This window comes from Actinocorallia lasiicapitis (assembly GCF_054778695.1).
This window is the reverse complement of record NZ_BAAGZI010000686.1, coordinates 1-1,565: the sequence shown is the minus strand read 5'-3', so window position 1 is coordinate 1,565 and position 1,565 is coordinate 1. Positions and strand designations below refer to the sequence as shown.

2 protein-coding genes are annotated in these 1,565 nt (G+C 70.8%); one reads left to right on the top strand and one right to left on the bottom strand.

The window, feature by feature from the left end:
• A partial coding sequence (locus tag ACYVE7_RS33760; RefSeq protein WP_460370605.1) for a carboxymuconolactone decarboxylase family protein occupies window positions 1–241 on the top strand: 241 nt, incomplete at its 5' end.
• A gap of 117 nt (window positions 242–358) precedes the next feature.
• Here ACYVE7_RS33760 and ACYVE7_RS33755 read toward each other — a convergent pair.
• The gene (locus ACYVE7_RS33755; RefSeq protein ID WP_460370603.1) at window positions 359–1,384 is read right to left on the bottom strand and encodes a 6-phosphofructokinase; all 1,026 of its coding nucleotides are present in this window, start codon (window positions 1,382–1,384) and stop codon (window positions 359–361) included.
• Between the last annotated feature and the right edge of the window lie 181 nt (window positions 1,385–1,565).

The following is a 1,565-nucleotide window of genomic DNA, read 5'->3' as shown; positions in this document are numbered from 1 at the left end:
CGCCCTCGCCACGGCCCCGGGACTGCCCGAGCGGGCGCTGCGCGGCACCGCAGCCGACGGCCGCGAGGCCGCCCTCCTGCAGGCCGCAGACGAACTCCACACCGACCGCTGCGTCACCGACGCCACCTGGACCGAGCTCACCGGCTTCCTCACCCCACGCCAGCTCATCGAACTCCTGACGGCCGTCGGCGCCTTCCGCATGTTGGCGACGACCGCCACCACCCTCGACGGCCGGATCTAACCGAACCCGGGCGGGCAGTCGACAGAGTCCCCCGCCGCGTCGGTGCACTCCGAGGTCTCACCGCCGCTGAAGAGACGGCCTGTCCGTGAGGGCGTCTCCGGGGGGTGTGTGGTTGATTCAGCCGAAGAAGACTTCGGCTTCGGCGTAGCGGTCGACGGGGACGGTTTTGAGGGTGGCGGTGGCTTCGTCGAGGCCGACGCGGACGATGTCGGTGCCGCGGAGGGCGACCATGACGCCGAAGTCGTTCTGGTGGACGGCGTCGATGGCCTGGAGGCCGAAACGGGTGGCGAGGACCCGGTCGAACGCCGTCGGGGTGCCGCCGCGCTGGATGTGGCCGAGGACCGTGGTGCGGGCCTCCTTGCCGGTCCGTTTCTCGATCTCCCCGGCCAGCCATTCGCCAATACCGCCCAGCCGGACGTGGCCGAACGCGTCGAGCTCACCCGACTGGACCTCCATCTGCCCCTCGACCGGATGGGCGCCCTCGGAGACCACGAGGATCGGCGAGTACCTGGTCCGGAACCGCGACTCGACATAAGCGACGACCCGGTCGATGTCGAACGGCTTCTCCGGGATCAGCACGACGTTCGCGCCCGCCGCCATCCCGGCGTGCAGCGCGATCCAGCCGGCGTGCCGCCCCATCACCTCGCAGATCAGCGCCCGGTGGTGGGATTCGGCGGTGGTGTGCAGCCGGTCGATCGCCTCCATCGCGATCCCGACGGCCGTGTCGAAACCGAAGGTGTAGTCGGTGGCGTTCAGATCGTTGTCGATGGTCTTCGGCACCCCGACGACCGGCACGCCCGCGTCGTGCAGCGCCCGTGCGACGCCCAGGGTGTCCTCGCCGCCGATGGCGATGAGCGCGTCGACGCCGAGCCCGGTCAGGTTCTGCTTGATCCGGCCGATCCCGTTCTCGATCTTCAACGGGTTGGTCCTGGACGAGCCGAGAATCGTTCCGCCGCGCGGCAGGATCCCGCGCACCGCCTGGACGTCCAGGACGGTCGTGTCGCCTTCCAGCGGGCCGCGCCAGCCGTCGCGGAAACCGACGAACTCATGCCCGTACCCGGGGATCCCCTTCCGGACGACCGCCCTGATGACGGCGTTCAAGCCCGGGCAGTCGCCGCCGCCCGTCAACACACCGATCCGCATGACGTGCTCCTCTCCTCCCTTGCAGGTCTAGACCTGTTCGGGGAGGAGGGAAAGCACAGGTGAGCACGGACTCACCCCTGCGCCATCACCGGCGCAGCACGAACAGCCGTCCCGCCGCGCCCCACGCCAGCCCGCCCGGCACCCGGCGCACCACCGGCCCCTTGCGGCGGCGCGGCTCCGG

What these genes read in the sequence shown, in the direction of transcription:
- ACYVE7_RS33755 (WP_460370603.1), bottom strand. Translation starts at nt 1,384, where the DNA reads ATGCGGATCGGTGTGTTGACGGGCGGCGGCGACTGCCCGGGCTTGAAC.